The following is a 22,336-nucleotide window of genomic DNA, read 5'->3' on the forward strand; positions in this document are numbered from 1 at the left end:
ACAAACATGAAAGCATCTGCCTTGAAGCGTCAAATGGATTTTGAAGTACCAGTAAATATCGTCGACGTTCGTGAACGTGACGAGTTCCAGGAAGCGCACATTGCTGGCGCGACAAATTATCCGCTATCTGAAATTTCGGAATGGATTGAGACACTCGACCCTGAAGAAGAATACATCGTTCTCTGCCGTTCAGGTGCTCGCAGCACGCAAGCAACTTGGCAAATGGAAGCGAAAGGTTATAAAGTGGTCAATATAGAAGATGGCTTGATGAGCTGGCCTGGTGAAGTCGTCAAAGGAGGAAATGCGCAATGAGTAAAAAAATCGTAATCGTCGGTGGGGTGGCCGGTGGCGCTTCGGCAGCCGCCCGTCTTCGTCGCTTAAATGAAGAGAACCAAATCGTCATGTTCGACCGGGGCGAGTACATCTCGTTCGCGAACTGTGGTCTTCCATATTACATCGGTGACGTGATTCAAGATCGTCAAAAATTGCTCGTCCAAACCGTCGAGGGCATGAATAAACGTTTCCAACTCGATATCCGCAACTTGACGGAAGTGACGAAAATCAACCGTGCCGAGAAGACGGTATCGGTGAAAAACGTTAAAACGGGCGAAACATACGATGAGTCGTACGATGTACTCGTCTTATCACCAGGAGCGAAACCGATTCGTCCGAACATCCCTGGAATTGAAGAAGCAGAAGACATCTTCACGCTTCGCAACATCCCGGATACGGATCAAATCCGCAGCTACGTCGATGATAAAGCGCCGAAACACGCGACGGTCATCGGTGGCGGCTTCATCGGCATCGAAATGGCTGAAAACTTACGGGAACGTGGCGTCGACGTCACGCTCGTCGAGATGGCCGACCAAGTCATGACACCGCTCGATCGTGAGATGGTCTCGCCGGTTCACGAGCACATGCGCCTTCACGGCGTCGACCTTCAGCTGTCTGACGGTGTCGACTCCTTCTCTGAGAAAGGGAAGCGTGTCCACTTGAAAAGCGGTCGCGTCATCGAGACCGATATGGTCGTCCTATCAATCGGTGTCGTGCCAGAATCATCAATCGCAACGGAAGCAGGCCTTGAAACAGGCATGCGCGGCGCCATCCGCGTCAACGAGAAGATGCTCACGTCAGACCCGAACATCTACGCCATCGGTGACGCCGTCGAAGTGCTCGATTATATCTTCAAAGAGCCGACGGTCGTTCCGCTCGCGTGGCCGGCTAACCGCCAAGGACGTCTCGTCGCCGATATCATCAACGGTCGTGACGTCCAATATAACGGAACGATGGGGACTGGGATTGCCAAAGTATTCGATATGACCGTTGCTTCGACAGGTTGGAACGAGAAACGTTTGACAGCAGCTGGTAAAGAATTCGAAGCCGTCCACGTCCACCCAGGTTCACATGCGGGTTATTACCCGGGATCGACACCAGTATCACTTAAACTCTTGTTCCACCCGACGACCGGTGAAATCTACGGCGCACAAGGTGTCGGGATGAACGGTGTCGATAAACGCATCGACGTCATTGCGACAGCGATGAAAGGTGGCTTGACGGTCCTCGACCTTCCAGACCTCGAACTCAGCTATGCACCACCGTTCAGCTCGGCGAAAGATCCGGTCAACATGATCGGTTACGTCGCGTCGAACGTCGTCCTCGGCGATAACGAAGTCGTACATTGGAACGAGATTGACGACTTGGTCCAAAACGGCGCGACATTGCTCGACGTCCGTGACGAATCAGAGCACGAGCTCGGTAAAATCCCTGGCTCGATCAACGTTCCGCTCAACTCGCTACGCGATCACTTGGACAACTACAGTAAAGACGAAACGATTTATGTGACATGCCAAGTCGGGCTTCGTGGATATCTCGCATCCCGCATCTTGCGTCAAAACGGATTCAAGGTTAAAAACTTGAGCGGTGGCTACAAGACGTGGTCACAAGTAAAACGCGATTTCGATGCCATCGAGGCAGACGCGTCGGCAGCAAATGAGACTGCTGCAACAGCAACGGAGGAGGCACCACCAGTAATGATGAATGAACCAATCGGGGAACCGATTTTCCTAGATACGTGCGGTCTGCAATGCCCGGGACCAATCTTAGAAGTCAACAAAAAAGTAGCCGAACTTGGTGAAGGCGAGACGCTCCGCGTCCTCGCAAGTGATCCTGGCTTCTTTGCGGACATCGAAGCATGGGCGAAGAAAACGGGCAACAAGCTCGTCTCGAAACAATTTGTGAACGGTCGCGTCGAAGCGGTCCTCCAAAAAGGTCAAGGCCCTGCAGCCGTCCAAGCGGGCGCACCAGCAGGCGACGGCGCGTCGATGGTAGTGTTCAGTGGGGACCTCGACCGTGCACTCGCTTCATTCATCATCGCGCAAGGTGCAGCAGCAATGGGTAAAGACGTCACGATGTTCTTCACATTCTGGGGACTCAACGTCATCCGTAAACCAGATGCGCCAGAAGTGAAGAAGCAAGGCCTCGAGAAGATGTTCGGCATGATGATGCCATCTCATGCGGGTGAGCTTCCGCTCTCGAACATGAACTTCGGTGGCGTTGGTCAGAAGATGATGAAGAAAGTGATGAGCGACAAAAACGTGCCATCACTTGATCAAATGATTAAATCGGCTCAAGAGGCAGGCGTCAAAATGGTCGCTTGTACGATGTCGATGGACGTCATGGGCATTAAAGAAGAAGAGTTAATCGACGGCATCGACCTCGGTGGTGTGGCAGCATACCTCGGGGCAGCCGAAGGCGGTAACTTGAACCTCTTTATCTAACCAACTGAGATAATCTAGGCGGCCGGTCACTTGACCGGTCGCCTTTTTGTTGTTCGACACCCGAAATGAAAATTGTCGAAAAAGATTGCATTTTTTAAACGTTTTTCCTATAATTCTACTCATGTAAAGAAAGTTGACATAACTTTTTCTTATAACTCACACATACACGGAGGATTTAAAGATGGAGAAATTCGTAGAAGATCTCGTTTCATCAGCCAACGACCTGCTCTGGTCGTCAGTGCTAATCGTTGTCCTTGTCGCCTTAGGTTTGTACTTTACCGTTCGCATGGGGTTCGTCCAGTTCCGGATGTTGCCTGAAATGTTCCGCCTCTTGTTCAAAGACGGCATGAAGCGTGAAAAAGGCCAAGTCTCGTCATTCCAAGCGTTCGCCATCGGGACGGCGGCGCGCGTCGGGACCGGGAACATCGCCGGTGTCGCGACGGCCATCGCGCTCGGAGGCCCGGGAGCCGTCTTCTGGATGTGGCTCATCGCCCTCATCGGATCGGCTTCGGCATTCGTCGAAAGTACGCTCGCGCAAGTATATAAAATCCGCGACGGTCGCACATGGCGCGGTGGTCCAGCTTACTACATGGAACGTGCGCTCGGTCAGCGCTGGCTCGGGATTTTGTTTGCCATCTTGATCACGTTCTCGTTCGGTTTCGCCTTCAACTCGGTTCAGTCGAACACGATTTCGTTGTCAGTCAGCAACCAGTTCGGGATTAGCACGACGACAGTCGGTCTCGTCTTGGCTGTCGTGACAGCCATCGTCATCTTCGGTGGGATTCAATCGATTGCCGTGCTCTCGAGTATCATCGTTCCGGTTATGGCCGGTGGTTATATCTTGCTCGCAGGATGGGTCATGATTTCGAACGCCTCGTTGTTGCCGGAAGTATTCGGCTTGATTTTCTCAGAAGGAATCTTCGGACTTCAACAATTGTTCGGCGGTGCTATCGGAGCGATGGTGCTTCAAGGAATCCGACGTGGTCTCTTCTCGAACGAAGCGGGGATGGGTTCAGCCCCGAACGCGGCGGCGACGGCTGAAGTATCGCACCCGGTCAAACAAGGTTTGATTCAGTCGTTCAGCGTCTTCGTCGACACGCTTCTCGTCTGTACGTCGACAGCGATGATTATCCTGTTGTCAGGTGTCGCTGGTTCAGAGTCGTTCGCAGGTGTCGAATTGACACAAGCGGCGCTCACGGCAGAGATTGGTCCGATGGCGACATCGTTCCTCACAATCGCGATTTTCTTGTTCGCGTTCAGCTCGATTCTCGGAAACTACTACTATGGCGAGACGAACATCCAGTTCATCTCGGATAAAAAGATTTACGTCACACTTTACCGCATCGGTGTCGTCGGTATGGTCCTCTTCGGAGCGGTCCGTTCGGCCGGTCTCGTTTGGTCAATCGCGGACGTGTTCATGGGTCTCATGGCACTCGTCAACTTGTATGCGATTTTCCGCCTCGCGAAAGTTGCTCGTCTCGTCCTCGACGATTACTTGGAGCAACGCCGTCAAGGTGACGATCCGGTGTTCTATGCCGATTCAATCGAAGATCTGCCAGGTCGCGAGTACATCGAGGCTTGGGAGTCGGAAGAAGAAGTCAAAACAGGCACGATTCGCTCATAAACGACAAACCGTCTACGAAAGCGCGTAGACGGTTTTTTTGCGCCCGAAAGATGGGTAAACTGAAGAAAAGGGGGGCGTTCAATCATGGAGACGACACATTATATACGCATTTCCCCGGAAGTATGGGTCTCGTTCGGACAAGACCCGGAAATGATTTTAGATTGGCTGTTGCACGTACACAGTCAACAACGTGATACGTATGAGACGTTGACGCTCCCGAACATCGAACGCTTCCAAAAAATTCTCGGACAAATCGAGATTTATATCGATGGGGATGACACGTACAACTTAGAGATGGCTGTCATCGGGGAAGAATTGATTGTCAATGAGAAGCAGGCGGTCGTCGTCGGAATTTTGACGCCGCAGTTGCTCCATATCGTCAAAGATGCGATGAACGCATTCACGAAAGAAGATGTGGCCGATATGGCGTTCGTCGACCATGAAGGCCTCGATGACGTTTGGCTCAAATGGACGTTGTTGAAACGATTCTGCGAAGAAGCGATTGAACGGGATGAGCTCGTGTTGATTTACTATGAATAAACAGTCTATGAAAACACCTTGAAAATTGGTAAACTATTACAAATAGTTTGCCTAGGGGTGGATGTATGCTGGATTTCTCTTCAATGGTCGCCATCGTCATCAGTGTGTTTAGTCCAATATTCGCGTATCGAGTCGGTCTAACAACCATTGGTCGCATCAATCTTTTCACCGTGTTACTCTTTATCGGTTCCTGGCTGTTTATCCTCACAATGGGGCTGCTCTATAACCATCCAGTATCGATGCTCTTTTACGTTTCGATTATGGCGAACTGTTGCTTTGCCATAGGGAACAGCGTGTGGTTTATGCACAAACGCAATCCTAAAGCTAGCGTGAAGAAGTTGCTTGTCGTCCTTTCTTTTTTGACAGCGCTCTGTTTCGTGTTTATTGAGAAAGCTTACTCAACGACCGTGCTACAGGACACACTGATGCATACCGTGATGTTGGTTACAGCGATTTTTGTGACCGGTATCATCTGGACTAGGCTTAGACAAATCGACCGGGAACCAGAACATACATAAACAGCTCGGCGCGAAGGCGCCGAGCTGTTTTCTGAAATGCTTATTTCAATGCCGTCTCGAGCGCTTTGACGTTCTCGCGCATGAGATCGAAGTAACTCTTGTCCATCTGCTCTTTCGTGACCGATTCTAAGTTGTAAATCGTCACCGTCTCCGCACCGATCTCGTTTTGAACGACCTGTGCGACTTTCGGTGTCACCGTATCCTCGAAAGCGATATATTTCAAGTCGTGAAGCTGTGCCTCTTCGATGACGCGCTTCAATGCTTGTTGCGACGGTTCTTCTGAAGGTGTGAGACCCGTGATCGGGAGTTGGTCAAAGCCGTAGCGCTCCGCCAAGTAGCCGTAAGCTGCATGTGTCACGAGCAACTCAGACTTCGAGCCGCCATCGACTGCTGCTTGTAGTTCGCCATCTAACGTCGTAGCTTCTTCTTTGAAGGCGCTTAAACGATCCGCGAACTCATCTTTATAGTCCGGTGCCTGTTCGCTGAAGGCTGCTTCGACAGCTTCCGCCATCGAGACGGCATTCATTGGGTCGAGCCAGACGTGTGGGTCGTATTGGCCGTGGTTATGCCCGTCATCTTCGCTATGCCCGGCTTCTTCCTCGGCATGAGCGTCCTCCTCATGTCCGTGCTCGTCCTCGCTATGTTCGTCCTCACTATGCTCATCCTCGCCATGGACGTGAACCGTGTCTTCTGCCGAGAGGAGTGTCACGTCCTCGGCCGTCTTCACGAACGTGACGTTCTCATTGGCCAAGCTCTTTTCCATCGACTCGACGTATGGCTCAAGATCGTGCCCGACCGTCAAGAACAAGTCGGCTTCGGCGATATCGGTCATCTGCTTCGATGTCGGTTCATACGTATGAGGGTCAGCGCCAGGCGGGATGACCATCTCGACGCGGACACGGTCGCCCCCGATTTCTTCCGCGAATGACTTCAAAGCGAACGTTGACGCGTAGACGGTCAACTGGTCGCTCGTCTCCTCCGTCGCGCCACTCTCTTCATTACTTGCACATCCACCTAATAAAAGTGTGCCGGCAGCGGCGACACTCAATAACTTCTTATTCATGAACTCTTCCACCTGTCCTCTCTATACGAACCTTTAAATCGTAACCGTTACGTTCTGAGACTGCGAGTTATATTATAGGGGGCGAATCCGTGCACGTCAAGTCCGACTTCCGATGGATGGTTTTTCGAGAAAAAGGGAATATGATTAAAAAAAGAACGAGGAGTGGATGTATATGAGAAAGGAGACCGCCTGGTTCGTCGGGGGTGCGGCGCTCGCGGCCGCCACGGCAGCCGGGGCCAGCGTATGGAACCAGTATGGATCGCTCGTGCGTTGGCAAGAGCCCGAGTTGCCGGCGCAACCCTCGACCCGTAAACGTCGGACGCACACGTACAAGATTGTCAATGACCGCCCGCTCCAGTTTGACGTGTATTATCCGCCAGGGGATGGACCGTTCCCGGTCGCGGTATATGCCCATGGGGGGGCGTTCGTACGAGGGAATCGAGGCATGGTGACGTTGTTCCATCCGTTACTCGACCATTTTCTCGCCAAAGGGTTCGCGGTCATCAGTATCGACTATCGTCTGTTCGAGGATGGGGTCTATTTCCCGGACAACATCATCGACGTCTCCGATGCGCTCTGTTATCTGAAACAGCACGACGGTCTGCTCAACTTGGATATTAACCGATTGATCGTCTGGGGTGACTCGGCAGGTGCGGCCCTCGTCTTAGCGACGGCGCTCGATCGAAGCAAACAGTTCACCGGTGAACTTGGAGATGACGTGCCACCGATTAAAGGGGTGATCGCGCTCTATCCGCCGACGAACTTCTTATTGTTCAAGTTCATCCAGACGTGGCTCGCTCATTTGAAGTTTTATGAAGGGAGCCGCGAGGCATGGCGCGAGCTGATGGTGAAGTGCTCACCGGTCACGCATCTCTATGACGACGCCCCGCCCATCCTCATTCTTCACGGAAAGAAAGACCCGATCGTTCCGTTCGGACAGGCGCTCCACTTTGTCGAACATGCGAGTGAGGTCGGTGCGAACGTGCAACTGATTTCCTTCCCGAACGGTACCCATTCGTTAGCGAGCTTTCTCCAATCCGACAACCCAATCAAAGAAACGCAGCTCATGGCTCGCATCGACCGTTTCATCGATGACGCAATGATGTGACGTTGCGCTTTTTCGCAAAGATGGTACGATGGGGTAGGATTTAGGAATCAAAAAGGAGTGACTCGCGTGACAGAACTTTGCTTGGTCCGACATGGTCAGACCGATTGGAACTTTCAAGAAATCATTCAAGGACGGGAAGATATCCCGCTCAACGCACTCGGACATCGGCAGGCCGAAGAGAGTGCGGCCTTTTTAAGTCAAGAATCGTGGGACGTCATCGTGGCGAGCCCGTTATCGCGAGCCGTCGACACGGCACGTTACATCGCGGAGGCGTGCGGCATCGACGCAGCACACATCATTCAAGACGAACGCTTCATCGAGCGTGAATTCGGAGCCGCGTCGGGAAAACCGGTACCGGGCATTTACGAGGCCGTTCAAGCCGATGATCAAGACCGCGTCCCCGGTCTCGAGTCCGAAGACGAGATGCGAGCCCGCGTCTTGAGCGGTATGCGCAATCTCGTCGAGGCACATGCCGGAAAACGTGTCATCGTCGTCTGTCATTCACATGCGATTAAAGCCGCGCTATCGGCAATCGACGACACATATACGTTTCGTCATGCCATGCGCAATGCCTGCTCGAACTATATCGAACATCAAGACGGTCAGTTCGTGGTCAAGGCGGTCAATGTCGCCGACCATATTACGAATGTGATTGTCGCAAAGTGAGGAGAAGCTCATGACGACATTGCTCTGGATTTTCATCATCGCATCATTTATTGTCGCGTTCGCAGGATTGATTTATCCGGTCATCCCGAGCGTCTTGTTCTTATTCATCGGTTACATGATTTATGGCTTCGGTTTCTCGTTCGAGCCGCTCACATGGACGTTTTGGCTCTGGCAGATTTTGTTCTTGATTTTCCTGTTCGTGGTCGACTATATCGTCACCCGGGCTACGGTCGATAAACGGGGCGGCTCTGAACGGGCGAAGTGGGGAGCGACCATCGGTTTGATTGCAGGACCGTTCATCTTCCCGCTCGTCGGAGTGCTCATTTTCCCGTTCATCTTCGCGTTTTTAGCGGAACTCACGCTCGGGAAGTCGACGCGGGAAGCGTGGAGCATCGGAGTCGGGACCGTACTCGCTTTCCTCGGCAGCACGATGCTTAAAGTCGTCGGGATGACGATGATGGTCATCTTGTTTTTCATCTACATCTAAGGCGAAGAAACTTCTTCGCCTTTTTTGGTTGAGAATTTTATAAAAACGGGGAAAGAAAAACAAGACCGTTCGATTTATTCGAACGATCCTGTCTTGACGAGCTGTGTGAAGGCGGAGCGGCTGAACGACTGCTGCTGTTCGACTTGTTTTTCGAAGAAGGACGGTTTGAGTTCGGCGTTCGCCACACCTTCGGAAATCAACGAATCGAGCACTTGCTTGGTCGGATCTTGTTTCGGCATCAGCATGAGCCCTTCCGCGACGAACGTGTGATGGTCGCTGAGCGACCGTTCGCTCGTGAACGTCAACGCGAGGGCGGCCGGGCGGTTCGCCGGTGACGTGATGACGGCTTCGGCAAGGAGCAGGATTCGCTTATTCAAATAGTGATGAAGCGTGACGGCAAATTCGGTCGGAACGAGCATCTCGAGGAGCCATTCGTTGTCATGCTCTTTCGAGATAATCAACCCATCGAGCAGTTCGACGGGGAGGTTCAACTCGTTGCCATACTCGTCTTGGACGAGGCGAACTTGGACTAGGCGGAACGTTTTCATCGTATCGATCCCTTCCACATTTTCTTTAATCCATCTTAACATAGTCTGGTTCGAAGATTGTGTTACGATAGCGTGGAAGCGACGTAAAAAATAGAGGATAAGGAGGCATCAAGATGAGTTGGGTTGTTGGCATAATCGGGTATATCACGATTCTAGCAATCGGTTATTATGGTGTCCTTTTCTTCAAAGTAAAGCAGGAGCGGAGTCGGGCCGGGTATCGAATCTTTCTCTTGCTCGCGGGATTGTTTTTCGTGAGCGGGAGTGATTATATCATCGCGTTGTTCCAAGGGGATACGGAAGCGACGTTTTGGCAACGGACCGTTTACTTCATATTGATTTTGATCTCTCTTTCAATCGCGCTTTACTTTCGGAGAAAAGAAGATAAAATCCATGCGAATGAGATGACGACGGCATAAAACTATCATCAAAAGAGGCTACGGAACCAATCCGTAGCCTCTCGTTTTATTTTGGAATCCGTGTTTGACGAATCATTTCGAGTTTCAAATCCCAGAGTGGTTTACTGAAGGTAACCGAATACACTTCCGGCAAGCGGAGGCGTTTATATTCTTCCCATAAACCGTTCATTTGCTCATGATGATACGCGCGAATCTCTGTCGCGTTCGGTAAGTCATAGACGCGTTCGCCGTCTTGGAAAATCGGGACGAGCAAACGTTTGACGCTAAAGTTGCGTGTCTTGATGCGGAACGCTGGGTCACGCACGTCAATCAAGTCGATTTCGTTATACGTCTCGACCGGCTCATCCGCCAGGGCGATATAATCCCCTTTGAATTTTCCGGTCTCGTTATCGATGATGCGATACAATTCTTTCTTGTGCGGCGTCGTCGTCTTCACTTTCGAAGACGAGACTTTGATGACTGGCTTCAGCTTCCCGTCGGCGCCTTCGCGGGCGACGAGCTTGTACACCATGCCGAGAGCGGGCTGTTCATACGCCGTGATGCCGCGCGTCCCGACGAGGAACGTGTCGGCTTCAGCGCCCTGCATCCGCAAGTCTTGAATGACGTACTCATCAAGGTCGCCTGAGACGACGATTTTGACGTAGTCGAGTCCAACCGCATTGAGTGCTTTCCGAGCCCGTTTTGACAAGTAAGCCAAGTCGCCTGAGTCGAGTCGGACCGATTTTAAACGATAGCCTTTTTCCTCGAGTTCCTTGGCGACCGTGATCGCGTTCGGAAGACCCGATTTGAGCGTGTCGTACGTGTCGATCAACAGGCTCGTGTTGTCCGGATACATCTCGGCGAACGAGCGGAACGCCTCGAGCTCTTCATCATGGAACTGGATGTCGGCGTGCTCCATCGTACCGCCGGTCGGGACATCAAAATCGCGTCCGGCCGAAACTAAACTCGTGACGTCGAACCCGGCGATATAGGCGGCCCGAGTCCCGTAATACGCAGCATCGACGCCTTGGGCGCGGCGAGCCCCACCTTCGAGCAACGTCTCATTCGGCGCGGCTTGACGGATGCGCGCGTATTTCGTCGCGATGAGTGACTCATGGTTGGCGATGTTCAAGAGCGCCGTCTGGAACAGTTTCGCCTCAAAAATCGTCGATTCAATCCGGACGACTTGTTCGTTCGGGAAGATGACTTCTCCTTCGCGGACGCTATAGAGCGAGCCGGTGAACTTGAAGTTGCGGAGCACATCCGCGAACTCGTCCTCGAAGTCGAGTTGTTGTTTCAAGTAATGAATGTCCTCTTCCGTGAACGAGACGTTCTCCAAGTAGTGGACGATGTTTTGCAGGCCGGCGAAGACGACGTAGCCTCCGCTGAACGGGTTCGAGCGGTAATACAGGTCGAACACGACTCGTTCGTTGTGACGGCCTTGTTTCCAATAGATATACATCCAACGTGGGAGGTATAGGTCGGTGTGAAGCGCTAGGTTGCGATGTAACATAATCGTTCCTTTCTGTTTTATGTCACTTTTCGGTTACAGTGGCCCCGAGTGTCGTGACAAAATGTTGGAGCGCCCAATCGTGACCGACTGGGTTGAAGCTTTGGACGGCATCGGCGTGAACGACGATTGTATAGCCGAGGTTGTACGCGTCGACTGCCGTATGGAGCACACAAATATCCGTGCACACACCGACGAGATGGATCTCAGTGATGGCCCGTTCGCGCAAACGCAAATCAAGGTCGGTCCCGGCGAAGGCACTATAGCGTGTCTTATCGATCCAATGGTCAGCCCGGCTCGCGGCGGTTTTCACGGCACCGTAAAGTTCGCGGCCTTCCGTCCCGCGGATGTTATGAGGCGGGAAGAGCGTCGTCTCAGGATGATACGTGTCACCAGCGTCGTGAACATCGTTCGCGACGACGACATAATCCTCGTCCGCAAACTCCTCAATCAACTGGACGATTCGTTCTTCTATGTCTTGCCCTGGTTTTCCACAAGTCAAACGACCCGTATCTGCGATAAAATCAAACGTGTAGTCGATCACAATCAATGCTCGCATGGTGAGATCTCCTCTCTCATGTAAAGAATAGTTGGCTATCCTTCTTATTCTAAATCATTTTGCGTGAAGCGAAAAAGATTATTTTTGATTGCGGTCGGGTACTAAGTGTAAGAAGAACTGTTTGCGAAAGGGGAATCAGCACATGCTGCTGTCATCAACCGAACTGTCAGAGCAACTGTCCCGCTTAAACGGCTGGGACGTTGTCGAAGGGGAATTGCAAAAGACGTACCGTCTCGAGACGTTTCCAGAGGCGATTCAATTCGTCCATCTCGTCGCCGATTTGGCGGAGACGCTCGATCACCATCCGAACATCTTAATCGAGTATCGGAACGTCACGTTGACCGTGTCGACGCATGACGAAGGTGGAATCACGGAGAAAGACATCATGCTCGCGAAAGGGTGTGAGGAGCTTGTCTAAGCTATTCATGACATTCGCCTCAGGTACGGTCGCTGAACGATTGCGTCAACAACCGGGCGTCATCGTCGCGAACGGGACGGAAACGATTCTGCTTGCCGAAGGGGACAAGTCCCCGTTCCAGAGTGGCAAGATGTTTCAAATCGAGGAAGCGGAAGGACAATTCGCTCCGAAAGGGAATATTGTCTATGCAAACATTCCCGTCGATTCGAACGCCCGGTCGCTCTTGTTCCATCGCTTGTTGAAAGATAAATCACGTCTAGGGTCCGGCCATAGCGGTTTTGCCGCCTATCGGCTCGGTGTTGACCCGGACGATCACCACGGGATCATCTTCATCCAATTCACCGATGGCGGAAATCGTTTCCGTGATTCGACTGATTACGTCTTGTTCCAAGAATGGCTGAAAGAAGCCGTCGAACAAAAAGGAGCCGGTCCAATCATAAAACACTATGTCGTCGATGGAGCGGATGACCTATAATAAACATAACGTCACGTTAGGGGAGGATTTTTTATGAACAAGAACTACTTCTGGTTAGGTATGGCCGCAGGTGCCGTCATCGGAGCCGGGGCATCGCTTCTCCACAGAGAGACGCGCGAGCAACAAGTCAGCCAGCTCAAGCATATGAAATCACGTCTCAAGTCGCACGATACGTCGACACAAGCTCATTCGGTCGGCCTTCAAGCCTCTTCGAAAGCGAGTTTGAAAGATCGCGTCATGGATTTGAAGGCGCTCTACGAAGAGAACCAAGATACGATTCAAAATCTCGTCGAGGACGTGAAAGACTTGGTCGATGCGCTTCAAGACGCTCGTCATAAAAATCAAATCTAAGTCATCTCCACGGTCCGGTGCTGTTGCACCGGGCCGTTTTTTCATGTTCTGGCAAGAACCTCTCTATCTTTTTTGTATAAAAATACAATTGACAGTATAAATATACGTATGTTTTAATCAATTTATTCTTTTAAGGAGGTTCGGAAGATGATCACTTGTGGAATCGTCGGTGTCACGGGGTACGCCGGCATGGAGCTATTGAAGCTCATCGGGAAACATCCCGAGTTCACGCTCGTCCGGGCGATGAGCGATTCGAGCGCCGGGTCGACGCTCGCGCAACTGTATCCATGGTTAGAAATCGAAAATTTGACGCTCGAGCCGTTCCAAGTGGACGCATTGAACGACATCGACGTCATCTTTTTAGCGACGCCAAGCGGAGTGTCGGCGCAATATGTGACGCAGTTGACGGAGTATGAAGGGGTCGTCATCGATTTGAGCGGAGACTTACGTCTGCCGGCATCAAGTTACGAGACGTGGTACGACAAACCGGCCGTACCGGCATCGCTACAAGCGCAGGCGGTCTATGGATTGACGGAATGGAACCGGGACGCCGTGAGGACGGCGGACTGGATTGCCAATCCCGGATGTTACGCCACGGCGGTCGCTCTCGGCTTATTGCCGTTCGTGAACGGCGGTTGGATCGACCCGCACGAAATCATCGTCTCGGCGTGCTCCGGCATCACGGGAGCCGGGAAAGGACTCAGCGCCAAGACGCACCACGCCCGCTCCAACGAGAACGTGCAACTGTATAAAATCCATGCGCATCAACACATCCCAGAGATTGAACAGACGCTTTATGCAGTGAGCGGGACGCAAGCGACCGTGTCACTCTCGACACATCTGTTGCCGATCAATCGAGGGATCATGGCGACGATGAGCGTCGTCCCGAAGATCCAGCAGAGCGAGGCGGCCTGGGTGCACGTCTTGACCGAAGCGTATGTGGGCGAACCGTTCATCCGGGTGCAACAAGGCGAACCGGAGATTCGGACGGCCGTCGGCTCGAACTACTGTGACATCTGGGTATACGCCGATGCACGGACGAATCGATTGACCATCGTCTCGGTCATCGACAATATGCAAAAAGGTGCGGCCGGACAAGCGATTCAAAACGCCAACGTCCGCTTCGGAGTAAACGAAACAGCCGGGTTGACTGAACAACCCCAGTACATATAAGGAGGTCAAACGGATGATTGAAACAACGATTAGCCCTGTCGTCCACGTCGTCACGCCGAAAGGGTTTCAAGCGTGCGGAGTTCACGCCGGATTAAAACGAAAACGTAAAGATTTGGCGTTGCTCGTCTGCGAACAGCTGGCCAGTGCCGCCGCGGTGTATACGACGAACCAGTTCCAAGCGGCGCCGATTCAAGTAACGAAAGAATCGCTCCTTGCGACGAGCGGGAAGCTTCGCGCCGTCCTAATCAACAGTGGGAACGCCAACGCCTGCACCGGTCCGCAAGGGCTCGAGGACGCGTATGTGATGCGCGACAAGGCGGCCGAACATATCGGGGTCAAACCAGAGGAAGTGGCGATTGCCTCGACAGGTGTCATCGGTCAACTGCTGCCGATGGAGACGCTCTTGAGCGGCATCGATTTGCTTGAACCGATCCATGAGGAGACGGGGGCGGAGTCGTTCGCGGAAGCGATTTTGACGACCGATACGGGAACGAAATGCACAGGCGTCGCGTATGCCGAAGGCGATGCTACCGTGACGATCGCAGGTGTGGCCAAAGGTTCGGGGATGATTCATCCGAACATGGCGACAATGCTCGGCTTCATCACGACCGATGCCGTCATCGCGCCCGACGTGTTGCAACGGGCGCTGAAACAGGGCGTGGATGCCTCGTTTAATAGCATTACCGTCGACGGGGATAGCTCGACGAACGATATGGTCCTCGCTTTGGCGAGTGGACTGACCGAGATGGACGAAATCATCGAAGGGACGCCAGCCTATGACCGCTTCCTTCAAGCGTTGACTAACGTGTGCACAGATCTCGCCAAGGCGATTGCCCGTGACGGGGAAGGGGCGACGAAACTGATTGAAGTCGAGGTCGTCGGGGCGAAGACGGATGAGGCGGCTCGGATGATCGCGAAACAAGTCGTCGGTTCGTCGCTCGTGAAGACGGCCGTCTATGGACAAGATGCGAACTGGGGACGCATCATCGCCGCCATCGGTGCCTCGGGGCAACCGATTGACGTGAACCACGTCGATATCCGCATCGGGTCACAGCATGTGTTGATGGAAAGTGCGCCGGTCTGGTTCGATGAGGCACTCGCGACAGAAGAGATGGGACAAGACATCGTCTCGATTCACATCCGATTGCAGGACGGGGTGGGGCAAGGTCAGGCGTATGGCTGCGATTTGACTTACGACTACGTCAAAATCAACGCGAGTTACCGGACATGACACAACGAAAAGTCGTCAAACTCGGCGGGAGCGTTTGGGACACGCTTCATCCGGACTATTTCAACGAGTGGCGGACGTGGCTCGACGCAGGGCATGAACTCGTACTCATCCATGGGGGTGGACCTGCGTTGTCCGCTTATTGCGAGCACCAACAAATCGAACCGGTGTTTCAAGACGGACGTCGCGTCACGACCGCAGACGTGTTGATCGGTGCCGAGCGCGTGCTCGCGGGGGAAATGCAAACTGAAATCGTTGCTGCCCTCGGTCGTCATCAGATTCAAGCGGTCGGTCTCTCGGGTGTGGACGGACAGACGTTGACAGGAAAGCAATTGGTGGAGCTCGGGGCGGTCGGCGAAGTCGACCAAGTCGAGACGAACTTGTTCGAGCTGTTGCTCGCGAGTCGCTACGTGCCCGTCGTGACATCACTGTTACAAGGACCGGAAGGAACGTTGAACTGTAACGGAGACGATTGTGCGATTGCGGTCGCCGTCGCGTTGCAGGCCGATCGTTTTGAAATGATTACCGACGTGCCGGGTATTCGCATCGATGGAACGGTCCGTCAAACGCTCACGCGCGAAGACATCGAAACGGCCATTGCTTCGGGGCAAATCTATGGGGGCATGATTCCGAAGACCGAGGCGCTCCTGGGCGCTTTAACAGGAGGCATTGAAGTCGCCGTCATCCGTGACGGCAAGCAACCTGCTCATCCCGGGACAACACTACAGGAGGTGCACCATGCATTCACTACTACCGACATACGGACAACGACTTATTGAAATCGAACAGGCGAGCGGCTCTTACGTGACCGATACGGCAGGCAACCGATATCTCGACTTCGTCATGGGCATCGCCGTCTGCGGGACGGGCCATCGTCATCCACACGTGAGCCAAGCGCTCGAGGCGCAGCTGCAAAAAGTGTGGCACACCTCGAATTTATATAACATCAGCGGGCAGGCGCGTGTCGCTGAAAAACTCGTGTCGGAGACGCACTTGACGCATGCGTTCTTCTGTAACAGCGGGACCGAGGCGAACGAAGGGGCGTTCAAATTGATTCGGAAATGGACGAACAAGACGAAAATCGTGACGTTCACGAAATCGTTCCACGGTCGCTCGTTCGCCATGCTTGGGGCAACTGGACAAGACAAGGTCAAAGCCGGATTCGGCCCGATGGTGGCTGATTTCGTGCACGCACCGTTCAATGATATGGACGCACTCGACATGATCGATGACGAGACGGCTGCGGTCTGGCTCGAAATCGTCCAAGGCGAGGGCGGGGTCGTCGTCGCTGACACGGCCTGGCTCGAAGCGCTTCAAGCGAAAGCGACCGAGTATGGAGTCAAAATCGTCGTCGATGAGGTGCAGACCGGGATTGCCCGCACAGGTACCCGTTTCGCGTTCGAACAGACCCCGCTCAAACCGGACGTCGTCACGCTCGCGAAAGGGCTCGGCAGTGGGTTCCCCGTCGGAGCGATTTTGACAGCAGCAGGTGCGGAACACGTCTTCACGGCTGGCAGTCACGGTTCGACGTTCGGCGGCAATCCGCTCGCGATGGCCGCGGCGGAAGCGACGCTCGACATCTTGTTCGAGGCGGACGCACTTGCTCACGTCCATGCGATGGGCGCGCGATTACGAGCGGGCTTGGAACAATTTGTCGACGGAGAGACGTTCACCGAGGTGCGTGGACTCGGCTTGATGCTCGGGCTCGTCGCGACGCAACCGGTCGCGACATGGATTGAACAGTTGCGAGACGCTGGCCTCTTGGTCGTCGCGGCAGGTCCGGACGTGATTCGCTTCTTGCCGTCTTTGCTGCTTACAGAAGCTGAAGTGGATGAGGCGCTCGCAATCATTGAACATGTGATTACAAAGGAGATGGTGTCATGACGGGGACAGTGACGTTACAAAGCGGTCAACAGTTCAACGGGACGTGGGAAACGAGTGCACGCTCGGCGAAAGGGGAGGTCGTCTTCTTCACAGGGATGACCGGTTATCAAGAAGTGTTGACCGATCCATCGTACGCCGGTCAAATCGTCGCGTTCACTTATCCGCTCATCGGACAATATGGGTTGACCGACACAGCATCTGAAAGTGCGGACATTCAAGTGGCGGGCGTGCTCGTCCAGACGTTAGCCGGGAACGGGGCGGCGACCGACTTGAAGGATTGGCTCGAACAGTCCGGCATCCCGGTCTTGTCAGATGTGGACACGCGCTCGCTCGTCCATGCCCTTCGTGAACACGGCGATCAGTGGGGTGTGATGACGTCTGAATCAGATGTGTCGTTCGATGGGGACCTACATCAGATTACGGAGACCGTTTCGACGCCAAGTCATGTGCGTCACGGTGACGGGGTGAACGGACATATCGTCTGTCTTGATTTCGGCGTGAAGGCGTCGATGGTGCAAGCGATGGTGGGGCGAGGGTACACGGTGACAGTCGTTCCGTTCGATACGACGGCCGCCCAAGTCCATGCGCTCGCGCCGACCGGGATTCTCGTGTCAAACGGTCCGGGAGACCCGCGTGATTTGGTCGATTACCTCGACAATGTGCGTGAAGTGGCATTGGCGTATCCGACGCTCGGCATTTGTATGGGCCATCAACTGCTCGCGCTCGCGTTCGGGTGTGAGATTGAAAAACAGACATACGGACACCGTGGATCCAATCATCCGGTCCGAAACGTCCAAACGGGTGAAGTGTGGATGACGTCGCAAAACCATGGGTACGTCGTCACACGGAACAGTTTGGAAGCGACGCCGCTCGAACTGCTATTTGAAAACGTGAACGATTTGTCGGTCGAAGGGACGTTGCACCGCACTGCCCCGATTCTCTCGGCCCAGTTCCATCCGGAGGCCAGTCCGGGACCGAAGGAAGCGCAAGCCATCTTTGACCGCTTCGACAAAATGATTCAGCAAGGGGTGAACGTCTATGCATAAAAAAGTACTCGTCATCGGCTCGGGTCCGATTATCATCGGACAGGCGGCCGAGTTTGACTATTCGGGCACACAGGCATGCCAAGCGCTTCGGGAAGCAGGCTGTGAAGTCGTGCTTTTCAACTCGAACCCGGCCACGATTATGACCGATCCCGGTGTAGCCGATCACACGTACATCGAGGCGATGACGTTAGAGAAGGCCGAGTTGATTATCGAGACGGAACGTCCGACCCACTTGCTCGCCACGGTCGGGGGGCAGACCGCCCTCAATTTGGCGCTCGCGTTAGACGAGGCCGGCGTGCTCGAACGATACAGCATCGCCCTCCTCGGGACGTCGCTCGAGACGATTCGCGACGGGGAGGACCGCGAACGGTTCAAGCAGAAGATGAACGAACTCGGGGAACCGCTCCCTGTCAGCACGACCATCGAGTCCATCGATGCCCTTGACGGCTTTATCGCCGAGACAGGCGTCCCGCTCATCGTTCGTCCGGCGTTCACGCTCGGCGGCACCGGCGGTGGGATTGCCGAGACGGTTGATGCCGCCTACACGCTCGCGAAGCGTGGTCTCGAGGCGAGTCCGATTTCACAGTGTTTAATCGAGCAGAGCATCGCCGGTTATAAAGAGTTCGAATATGAGGTCATGCGTGACGCCAACGGGACGTGCATCATCGTCTGCAACATGGAAAACATCGACCCGGTCGGCGTCCATACGGGCGATTCGGTCGTATTCGCCCCGGCCCAGACGTTATCGGATACGATGCATCAGACGTTGCGGACCGCCGCGTTCCGGATCGTCTCGGCGCTCGGTGTCATCGGCGGATGTAACATCCAGTTCGCCGTCCATCCGACGGAAGACGCCTATTACGTGATTGAAGTGAACCCGCGCGTCTCGCGTAGCTCGGCACTCGCCTCGAAGGCGACCGGGTATCCGATCGCGAAGATTGCGACTCGTCTCGCGCTTGGGGAGCGACTCGACGATTGCATCAATCCCGTCACGAACGGGACGATGGCGAGCTTCGAACCGGCCCTCGATTATGTGACGGCGAAAGTGCCGACGTTCCCGTTCGATTTGTTCAACGGGACGGACCGGACACTCGGACCGCAGATGAAAGCGACTGGGGAGAGCATGGCGATGGGCAAAACGCTCGAAGAAGCGCTGCAGAAAGCATGGCGTGGTGCCGGTGTCGAGCAGAATCCGCTCTATCCGAGTTGGATGGCGACAGCTGATGCCGACGCGCTATACGCTGAAATTTCGGCGCCGACCGATCGTCGTCTCCTGGCGTGCCTCGCGCTACTCGACCGAGGAATCGCCACGACGTCACAACTTGAAGCGCTGACGGGCATCGTCCCGCACTTCATGATGACGTTCGAGCGACTCGTGACGACAATCCGTCTGAATCTGTCCACGCCAGCGAACCTGTTACAGGCGAAACGGTTCGGTTTCACCGACGCTCAGATTGCGCAACAGATGAATGTCACGGCCGACACAATCGCAGCAATACGGCTCGAACACGACATCCATCCGGTCTACCAGATGATTGACACGTGTGCCGCCGAATTCGAGAGCCGCACGCCGTACTTTTACGGGTCGTGGCACGGGACGTCCGAAGTCGTTCCAAGCGAGCGCCAGAAAGTCGCCATCATCGGGTCTGGTCCGATTCGAATCGGGCAAGGCATCGAGTTCGATTACAGTTCGGTGCATGCGGTCTGGGCGCTTCAAAAGCTCGGGGTCGAGACGATTATGATCAACAACAACCCGGAGACGGTGTCGACCGACTTCACGGTCGCCGACAAACTGTACGTCGAACCGTTGACGATTGAAGATGTCGTCCACGTATTGGAGGCAGAAGGCTGTCAGGACGTCCTCATCCAGTTCGGCGGCCAGACCGGCATCTCACTCGCCCATGCGCTGGAAACCAAAGGCTACCACTTGCTCGGGGCGACGGCAGACGTCATCGATCAAATGGAGGACCGGGATCGGTTCTATCAATTCCTCGACGAGGTCGGGGTGGCCCACATCCCTGGAGAAGAGGTCGGATCAGTAAACGAGTTGACGTCCGCAATCGATCGTCTCGGCTATCCATGTGTCGTCCGTCCGTCTTATGTCATCGGTGGGAAAGGGATGTATATTATCCGGACCGCGGCGGATTTGCACCAAGTCGAACCACACTTGACCTATCCGCTCCTCGTCGATGCGTATGTCGATGGACGTGAACTCGAAGTCGACTGTGTCACTGATGGGAAAAGCGTCTACGTCCCGGCTTTGCTCGAACAGATTGAGGCGGCCGGTGTCCATTCGGGCGATTCGACGATGATTCTGCCGCCGGTCAAGACGTCACAAGCGCAACAAGCCGAGATTGAAGCCATCGTTCAAACGATTGGACGAGCACTCACGTATCGGGGCGCGCTCAATATCCAATTCATTTTGAAAGGCGACGTCATTTACGTGCTCGAAATCAATCCGCGTGCATCTCGGACGGTCCCAATCGTCAGTAAAGTGACCGGGGAACCACTCATCGAATGGGCGACGCTCGCGGCGTTCGGCCATGAGTTGGCAACCGTCGTCCCAGACGCACGTCCGGTATGGAGCGCCTATGCCATTAAGACACCGGTGTTCTCGAGTTTGAAATTGCCGGGCGTCGACCCGCTCACCGGCCCCGTCATGCGCTCGACTGGAGAGACACTCCAATTCAGCATGATCCCTTACGTGTCCGAACGATTCTGTTACGATGCGACGACGACGCGCGTCATGAATCGGACTGAGATTGTAGCCGGACAAGGCTGGTCGGCATATAGTGATCAACCGCTTGGTGAGACGACCGAGTTCCAAAACGTGTCGGTCCTCTTCTCGAACGCACCAGAAGAGCAAGCGGCACGTGAGACGGCGGTCCGAAACGGCGTCCATGTCATCTCGGAGACACATCTTGCCGAATACTATCAACAAGCGATGCAAGCGGAACCGATGCCGGTCCGTTCACTTCAAACGATGCAGACAGGAGAGGGACTACCATTATGACGACGAAAACGATCAATCATCTACTGACACTCGAGGAACTGACTCCGTCCGCCCTCGACGACTTGCTCGGACTCGCGGCCGAGGTGAAACGACAGCCGGAAGCGTTCCAATCGGCACTCGCCGGCAAGAAAGTGGCGCTCTTATTCGAGAAGGCCTCGACCCGGACCCGGATGTCGTTCGAGGTCGGTGTCGTCGAACTCGGCGGTTATCCGCTGTTCTTGAGCAGCAGTGATTTACAGATTGGACGCGGGGAACCACTGACGGATACGATTCAAGTGATGAGCCGCTATGTCGACGCGCTCATGATTCGGACGTACGCCCACGAGACGGTCGAGACGCTCGCTGCGGCAGGGTCGATTCCAATCATCAACGGATTGACCGATTCCCATCATCCGTGCCAAGTGCTCGCCGACTTATTGACGGTCGAGGAAGTGTTCGGCACGAGAACAGGGAAGACGTTGACGTACATCGGCGATGGGAACAATATGGCCCACTCGCTCATGATCGGGGGCGCGCTCAGCGGGATGCACATCCGCATCGCCTCGCCGGAAGCGTATACGGTCGAGACCGACATTTTCGAACGGGCGAACGAACTCGCGGCAACGACAGGGGGGAGCGTCACGCTGTGGCAAGATCCGGTCGTTGCGGCCTCGGGGGCGGACGTCATTTACACGGATGTGTTCGCGAGTATGGGCCAAGAAGCGGAAGCGGCGGAACGGTTGACGCAGTTCGCGGCGTTCCAAGTCGATGCTGCGCTCATGCAACAAGCGAAGTCAGAGGCGATTTTCTTGCACTGCCTCCCGGCCCATCGCGGCGAAGAAGTGACGGCCGACGTCATCGATGGTCCGCAGTCGGTCGTGTTCGATCAAGCTGAGAATCGCTTACACGCGCAAAAGGCGCTCATGCTCACGCTACTCGCCTGAACGAAAAGAGAGGATTCGCCGCTTTGGCGA

The 22,336-nt window shown here is 54.3% G+C and carries 23 protein-coding genes; 19 read left to right on the plus strand and 4 right to left on the minus strand.

Annotated features, from left to right (window positions below):
- The first annotated feature begins 6 nt into the window (after positions 1 to 6).
- The 5 genes from KNO58_RS14045 (at position 7) to KNO58_RS14065 (ending at position 5,459) form a co-directional block, all read left to right on the plus strand.
- On the plus strand, positions 7 to 312 hold the full coding sequence (locus tag KNO58_RS14045) for a rhodanese-like domain-containing protein (RefSeq protein WP_214754892.1): 306 nt from the start codon (positions 7 to 9) through the stop codon (positions 310 to 312).
- Positions 309 to 2,777 (plus strand): CoA-disulfide reductase, encoded by a 2,469-nt coding sequence (locus KNO58_RS14050; RefSeq protein ID WP_214754893.1) that lies wholly within the window; start codon positions 309 to 311, stop codon positions 2,775 to 2,777. The genes KNO58_RS14045 and KNO58_RS14050 overlap by 4 nt, the downstream gene beginning before the upstream one ends.
- A gap of 181 nt (positions 2,778 to 2,958) precedes the next feature.
- A complete protein-coding gene (locus tag KNO58_RS14055; protein ID WP_214754894.1) occupies positions 2,959 to 4,401 on the plus strand; it encodes an alanine/glycine:cation symporter family protein in 1,443 nt (480 codons plus the stop codon).
- Positions 4,402 to 4,485: 84 nt separating this feature from the next.
- Positions 4,486 to 4,941 (plus strand): DUF1877 family protein, encoded by a 456-nt coding sequence (locus KNO58_RS14060; protein WP_214754895.1) that lies wholly within the window; start codon positions 4,486 to 4,488, stop codon positions 4,939 to 4,941.
- Between the two features lie 65 nt (positions 4,942 to 5,006).
- Positions 5,007 to 5,459, plus strand: a complete 453-nt coding sequence (locus KNO58_RS14065) for a hypothetical protein (RefSeq protein ID WP_214754897.1) — start codon at positions 5,007 to 5,009, stop codon at positions 5,457 to 5,459.
- 40 nt (positions 5,460 to 5,499) lie between these two features.
- Here KNO58_RS14065 and KNO58_RS14070 read toward each other — a convergent pair whose 3' ends face one another.
- Positions 5,500 to 6,522: a metal ABC transporter solute-binding protein, Zn/Mn family gene (locus KNO58_RS14070; RefSeq protein WP_214754899.1), complete on the minus strand. Its 1,023-nt coding sequence runs from the start codon at positions 6,520 to 6,522 to the stop codon at positions 5,500 to 5,502.
- Between the two features lie 172 nt (positions 6,523 to 6,694).
- Here KNO58_RS14070 and KNO58_RS14075 point away from each other — a divergent pair, with 172 nt between their 5' ends.
- The 3 genes from KNO58_RS14075 to KNO58_RS14085 all read left to right on the plus strand — a co-directional run bounded on the left by KNO58_RS14075 (position 6,695) and on the right by KNO58_RS14085 (position 8,783).
- Positions 6,695 to 7,630 (plus strand): alpha/beta hydrolase, encoded by a 936-nt coding sequence (locus KNO58_RS14075; protein ID WP_214718410.1) that lies wholly within the window; start codon positions 6,695 to 6,697, stop codon positions 7,628 to 7,630.
- Positions 7,631 to 7,696: 66 nt separating this feature from the next.
- Positions 7,697 to 8,296, plus strand: coding sequence for a histidine phosphatase family protein (locus KNO58_RS14080; protein WP_214754901.1), 600 nt, complete (start codon positions 7,697 to 7,699; stop codon positions 8,294 to 8,296).
- Positions 8,297 to 8,306: 10 nt separating this feature from the next.
- Complete coding sequence (locus tag KNO58_RS14085) at positions 8,307 to 8,783, plus strand: DUF456 domain-containing protein (protein WP_214754903.1); 477 nt, start codon at positions 8,307 to 8,309, stop codon at positions 8,781 to 8,783.
- Positions 8,784 to 8,857: 74 nt separating this feature from the next.
- On the opposite strand, the gene KNO58_RS14090 is transcribed toward KNO58_RS14085, so the two are convergent.
- On the minus strand, positions 8,858 to 9,331 hold the full coding sequence (locus KNO58_RS14090) for a YwpF family protein (protein WP_021068164.1): 474 nt from the start codon (positions 9,329 to 9,331) through the stop codon (positions 8,858 to 8,860).
- Positions 9,332 to 9,444: 113 nt separating this feature from the next.
- Between KNO58_RS14090 and KNO58_RS14095 the strand changes: the two genes are divergently transcribed.
- Entirely contained in the window at positions 9,445 to 9,747 is a 303-nt protein-coding gene (locus tag KNO58_RS14095) for a hypothetical protein (protein ID WP_131471580.1), read from the plus strand.
- 46 nt (positions 9,748 to 9,793) lie between these two features.
- Here the strand turns inward: KNO58_RS14095 and KNO58_RS14100 are convergent, their stop codons facing one another.
- Together KNO58_RS14100 and KNO58_RS14105 are read right to left on the minus strand one after the other, a co-directional pair.
- Positions 9,794 to 11,239, minus strand: coding sequence for a nicotinate phosphoribosyltransferase (locus KNO58_RS14100; protein WP_214754905.1), 1,446 nt, complete (start codon positions 11,237 to 11,239; stop codon positions 9,794 to 9,796).
- 22 nt (positions 11,240 to 11,261) lie between these two features.
- Positions 11,262 to 11,795, minus strand: coding sequence for a cysteine hydrolase family protein (locus KNO58_RS14105; protein WP_214754907.1), 534 nt, complete (start codon positions 11,793 to 11,795; stop codon positions 11,262 to 11,264).
- A 142-nt stretch (positions 11,796 to 11,937) separates the two neighbouring features.
- Between KNO58_RS14105 and KNO58_RS14110 the strand changes: the two genes are divergently transcribed.
- The 10 genes from KNO58_RS14110 (at position 11,938) to argF (ending at position 22,306) form a co-directional block, all read left to right on the plus strand.
- Positions 11,938 to 12,213, plus strand: a complete 276-nt coding sequence (locus KNO58_RS14110; protein WP_131471574.1) for a 4a-hydroxytetrahydrobiopterin dehydratase — start codon at positions 11,938 to 11,940, stop codon at positions 12,211 to 12,213.
- On the plus strand, positions 12,206 to 12,688 hold the full coding sequence (locus KNO58_RS14115) for a hypothetical protein (protein WP_251026271.1): 483 nt from the start codon (positions 12,206 to 12,208) through the stop codon (positions 12,686 to 12,688). The genes KNO58_RS14110 and KNO58_RS14115 overlap by 8 nt, the downstream gene beginning before the upstream one ends.
- A 33-nt stretch (positions 12,689 to 12,721) precedes the next feature.
- Positions 12,722 to 13,039, plus strand: a complete 318-nt coding sequence (locus KNO58_RS14120) for a hypothetical protein (RefSeq protein ID WP_021068170.1) — start codon at positions 12,722 to 12,724, stop codon at positions 13,037 to 13,039.
- Positions 13,040 to 13,186: 147 nt separating this feature from the next.
- The gene (gene argC, locus KNO58_RS14125; RefSeq protein WP_214754909.1) at positions 13,187 to 14,212 is read left to right on the plus strand and encodes an N-acetyl-gamma-glutamyl-phosphate reductase; all 1,026 of its coding nucleotides are present in this window, start codon (positions 13,187 to 13,189) and stop codon (positions 14,210 to 14,212) included.
- Between the two features lie 13 nt (positions 14,213 to 14,225).
- Positions 14,226 to 15,443, plus strand: a complete 1,218-nt coding sequence (argJ, locus tag KNO58_RS14130) for a bifunctional glutamate N-acetyltransferase/amino-acid acetyltransferase ArgJ (RefSeq protein WP_214754911.1) — start codon at positions 14,226 to 14,228, stop codon at positions 15,441 to 15,443.
- Positions 15,440 to 16,219, plus strand: a complete 780-nt coding sequence (gene argB, locus KNO58_RS14135) for an acetylglutamate kinase (RefSeq protein ID WP_214754912.1) — start codon at positions 15,440 to 15,442, stop codon at positions 16,217 to 16,219. Before argJ ends, argB begins: the two co-directional genes overlap by 4 nt.
- The gene (locus tag KNO58_RS14140; protein ID WP_214754914.1) at positions 16,179 to 17,324 is read left to right on the plus strand and encodes an aspartate aminotransferase family protein; all 1,146 of its coding nucleotides are present in this window, start codon (positions 16,179 to 16,181) and stop codon (positions 17,322 to 17,324) included. The genes argB and KNO58_RS14140 overlap by 41 nt, the downstream gene beginning before the upstream one ends.
- Complete coding sequence (locus KNO58_RS14145) at positions 17,321 to 18,370, plus strand: carbamoyl phosphate synthase small subunit (protein ID WP_214754917.1); 1,050 nt, start codon at positions 17,321 to 17,323, stop codon at positions 18,368 to 18,370. The genes KNO58_RS14140 and KNO58_RS14145 overlap by 4 nt, the downstream gene beginning before the upstream one ends.
- On the plus strand, positions 18,363 to 21,383 hold the full coding sequence (carB, locus tag KNO58_RS14150) for a carbamoyl-phosphate synthase (glutamine-hydrolyzing) large subunit (RefSeq protein ID WP_214754918.1): 3,021 nt from the start codon (positions 18,363 to 18,365) through the stop codon (positions 21,381 to 21,383). The genes KNO58_RS14145 and carB overlap by 8 nt, the downstream gene beginning before the upstream one ends.
- Positions 21,380 to 22,306 (plus strand): ornithine carbamoyltransferase, encoded by a 927-nt coding sequence (gene argF, locus KNO58_RS14155; protein WP_214754920.1) that lies wholly within the window; start codon positions 21,380 to 21,382, stop codon positions 22,304 to 22,306. The genes carB and argF overlap by 4 nt, the downstream gene beginning before the upstream one ends.
- Positions 22,307 to 22,336: the final 30 nt, after the last annotated feature.

The sequence above is a fragment of the Exiguobacterium sp. J17977 genome (assembly GCF_018616375.1).
Taxonomy (GTDB): Bacteria; Bacillota; Bacilli; order Exiguobacteriales; family Exiguobacteriaceae; genus Exiguobacterium; species Exiguobacterium mexicanum.

Bases quoted from the DNA above. Each gene is read 5' to 3' on its own strand.
- KNO58_RS14045 (WP_214754892.1), top strand. From the start codon at position 7: ATGAAAGCATCTGCCTTGAAGCGTCAAATGGATTTTGAAGTACCAGTA.
- KNO58_RS14050 (WP_214754893.1), top strand. From the start codon at position 309: ATGAGTAAAAAAATCGTAATCGTCGGTGGGGTGGCCGGTGGCGCTTCG.
- KNO58_RS14055 (WP_214754894.1), top strand. From the start codon at position 2,959: ATGGAGAAATTCGTAGAAGATCTCGTTTCATCAGCCAACGACCTGCTC.
- KNO58_RS14060 (WP_214754895.1), top strand. From the start codon at position 4,486: ATGGAGACGACACATTATATACGCATTTCCCCGGAAGTATGGGTCTCG.
- KNO58_RS14065 (WP_214754897.1), top strand. From the start codon at position 5,007: ATGCTGGATTTCTCTTCAATGGTCGCCATCGTCATCAGTGTGTTTAGT.
- KNO58_RS14070 (WP_214754899.1), bottom strand. From the start codon at position 6,522: ATGAATAAGAAGTTATTGAGTGTCGCCGCTGCCGGCACACTTTTATTA.
- KNO58_RS14075 (WP_214718410.1), top strand. From the start codon at position 6,695: ATGAGAAAGGAGACCGCCTGGTTCGTCGGGGGTGCGGCGCTCGCGGCC.
- KNO58_RS14085 (WP_214754903.1), top strand. From the start codon at position 8,307: ATGACGACATTGCTCTGGATTTTCATCATCGCATCATTTATTGTCGCG.
- KNO58_RS14090 (WP_021068164.1), bottom strand. From the start codon at position 9,331: ATGAAAACGTTCCGCCTAGTCCAAGTTCGCCTCGTCCAAGACGAGTAT.
- KNO58_RS14095 (WP_131471580.1), top strand. From the start codon at position 9,445: ATGAGTTGGGTTGTTGGCATAATCGGGTATATCACGATTCTAGCAATC.
- KNO58_RS14100 (WP_214754905.1), bottom strand. From the start codon at position 11,239: ATGTTACATCGCAACCTAGCGCTTCACACCGACCTATACCTCCCACGT.
- KNO58_RS14105 (WP_214754907.1), bottom strand. From the start codon at position 11,795: ATGCGAGCATTGATTGTGATCGACTACACGTTTGATTTTATCGCAGAT.
- KNO58_RS14110 (WP_131471574.1), top strand. From the start codon at position 11,938: ATGCTGCTGTCATCAACCGAACTGTCAGAGCAACTGTCCCGCTTAAAC.
- KNO58_RS14120 (WP_021068170.1), top strand. From the start codon at position 12,722: ATGAACAAGAACTACTTCTGGTTAGGTATGGCCGCAGGTGCCGTCATC.
- argC (WP_214754909.1), top strand. From the start codon at position 13,187: ATGATCACTTGTGGAATCGTCGGTGTCACGGGGTACGCCGGCATGGAG.
- argJ (WP_214754911.1), top strand. From the start codon at position 14,226: ATGATTGAAACAACGATTAGCCCTGTCGTCCACGTCGTCACGCCGAAA.
- argB (WP_214754912.1), top strand. From the start codon at position 15,440: ATGACACAACGAAAAGTCGTCAAACTCGGCGGGAGCGTTTGGGACACG.
- KNO58_RS14140 (WP_214754914.1), top strand. From the start codon at position 16,179: ATGCATTCACTACTACCGACATACGGACAACGACTTATTGAAATCGAA.
- KNO58_RS14145 (WP_214754917.1), top strand. From the start codon at position 17,321: ATGACGGGGACAGTGACGTTACAAAGCGGTCAACAGTTCAACGGGACG.
- carB (WP_214754918.1), top strand. From the start codon at position 18,363: ATGCATAAAAAAGTACTCGTCATCGGCTCGGGTCCGATTATCATCGGA.
- argF (WP_214754920.1), top strand. From the start codon at position 21,380: ATGACGACGAAAACGATCAATCATCTACTGACACTCGAGGAACTGACT.